General features: G+C 67.3%; 1 protein-coding gene. It reads left to right on the top strand.

Features of this window, described 5'->3' with window-relative positions; translation table 11 throughout:
- Nucleotides 1-2517, top strand: a 2517-nt coding sequence (locus EN932_RS33855; RefSeq protein ID WP_128369424.1) for a sarcosine oxidase subunit alpha family protein, incomplete at both ends; no start/stop codon positions are given.

Genomic DNA, 2517 nt, shown 5'->3' on the forward strand with positions numbered 1-2517 from the left:
GCTTCAAATACCACCGGCCGCGCGGCATATGGGGCGCCGGCGTCGAGGAGCCAAATGCGCTGGTCGATCTCGGCGGCACGCGGGCAACGCCGAACACCCGCGCCACGACCGAGCCGGCGCGGGACGGACTGGTGGCGAAAAGCGTCAACGCCACGCCCAGCGCGCTGGCCGACCGCAACGCCTTCCTCGACCGTTTCGCGCGCTTCATTCCAGCGGCGTTCTACTACAAGACCTTCATGTGGCCGGACTGGCACAGGTTCGAGCCGCGCATCCGCGCCATGGCGGGATTGGGCACAGTCGACGCCGACTGGACCTCGCCCGGCAAGGCCGACCAGATCAACCATCATTGCGATGTGCTGGTTGTAGGCGCGGGACCGGCCGGGCTGGCGGCGGCAGGGCTGGCGTCCGGTGCTGGCCTGACCGTCGCACTGGTCGACGACCAGCAGAGTCCCGGCGGATCGCTCGGCCATCGTGCCGCGGAGATCGACGGCAAGCCGGCGGCCGTATGGGTCAAGGAGACGATTGCCGAGCTTGCCGCTGGCGGTCACCTCATCCTGCCTTCGACCACCGCCTTCGGCATTTACGACCACAATCTGGTCGGGCTGAACCAGCGTCATCTCGACGGCCGGCCGGATACGCTGTGGCGGGTCAGGCCGCGCCAGATCGTGCTGGCGACCGGCGCCATCGAACGGCCGCTGCCTTTCGCCAACAACGATCTGCCGGGCATCATGTCGGCGGATGCGGCGTTCGCCTATCTCCGGCGCCACGCTGTGCTGGTCGGCCGCCGCATCATCGTCGCCACCAACAATGACAGCGCCTATGAGGTGGCGGGGGCGCTTGCCGAGGTCGGCGCCGAAGTCAGGCTTGTCGATATCCGGCGTGACGGCACGCCTGCGGCGGCGGCCAATGTCCGGCTGATCAAGGGGCGTTCTCTCGCATCCGCCAGCGGCAAGCTGCGCGTCGACGGCGTGACGCTCGACGACGGCACGAGGTTCGATGCCGATTGCGTTGTGGTCTCGGGCGGCTGGACGCCGACCATTCATCTCTTCGGCCAGGCCAAGGGCAAGCTCGCCTGGAGCGATGCGCGCGCGGCCTTCCTGCCGGGCGAACCGGTCGGCGGTATCGCCGTGGTCGGCGCCGCAGCCGGCGCGGTCTCCTTGTCGGAGGTGTTTGCCGGCGTGGAAAAGGCATTCGCCGGCAAGGAGAACGCGGCAACACCACGCAGCACCGGGCCGGAGGCGACGGACGGCATTCTCCCGGCCTGGCCGATGCCGGGCTCGAAAGGCCGCATCTGGATCGACTACCAGAACGACGTGACGGTGAAGGACGTCGAGCTGGCCGCACGCGAAAACTTCGTCTCGGTCGAACATCTGAAGCGCTACACCACGCTCGGCATGGCGACCGACCAGGGCAAGACCTCCAACGTGCCCGGCCTGGCGCTGATGGCAGGGATTACCGGCCGCACGGTGCCGGAGGTCGGCACCACCACCTACCGGCCGCCGTTCACGCCGGTGCCGCTGGCAAGCTTTGCCGGCGCGCGCGTCGGTGAGTTGATGGCGCCGGTACGGCGGCTGCCGCTCGAAAACGTCCATCGCGCCAGCGGCGCTGTCTTCCAGGAATATGGCGGCTGGTTGCGGCCTGCTCATTATGGCGGCAACGCGGACGCGGAACGTTCGATCGCGGACGAGGCGCGACGTGCGCGCCAGTCGGTCGCGCTGTTCGATGGTTCGACGCTCGGCAAGATCGAGGTGATCGGGCCGCAGGCGGCGGCGTTCGTCGATTTCCTCTACTACAACACCATGTCAACATTGAAACCGGGCCGCTGCCGCTATGGCTTCATGCTGTCTGAGAACGGCGTGGTCTTCGACGACGGCGTGCTGGTGCGGCTGGACGAGCATCGCTTCGTCGTGTCGTGCTCGTCCTCGCATGTCGCCGCCGTCCATGCGCGGCTGGAGGAATGGCGCCAGGACCGTTTTGGCCGCGGCGCCGTCTACATCCACAACGCCACACCGGACATGGCGACACTGACCGTTTCGGGGCCAAATGCCCGCAAGCTGCTGGAAAAGCTGCATCTTGGCCTCTCGCTCGACGATGCCGACCTGCCGCATATGGCGATCGGTCATGGCACTTATGCCGGCGACGAAGTCCGCATCGCCCGCGTCAGTTTCACCGGCGACAGGAGCTACGAGATTTCGATCCGGGCCGACCACGCCGAGCCGCTATGGGCGCATCTGCGCGAGGCCGGCCAGGCGCTCGACGCCGTCGTCATCGGCCTGGAGGCGCTGATGATCCTGCGTGCCGAAAAGGGTTTTATCGTCATCGGCAAGGACACCGACGGCACCACATTGCCGCATGATCTCGGCGTCCACGGTCCGCGGGCCAAACGCAAGACCGAGTTCGTCGGCCGCCGCTCATTGTTCACCGAGGAGGCGTCGCGTGACAATCGCATGCAGCTTGTCGGGCTGGCAGTGCCGCAAGGCGAAGCACCGCTGCCGACCGGCGCGCATGGCATCAAAC

The sequence above is a fragment of the Mesorhizobium sp. M7A.F.Ca.US.002.01.1.1 genome (assembly GCF_004022955.1).
GTDB classification, from domain to species: Bacteria; Pseudomonadota; Alphaproteobacteria; order Rhizobiales; family Rhizobiaceae; genus Mesorhizobium; species Mesorhizobium ciceri.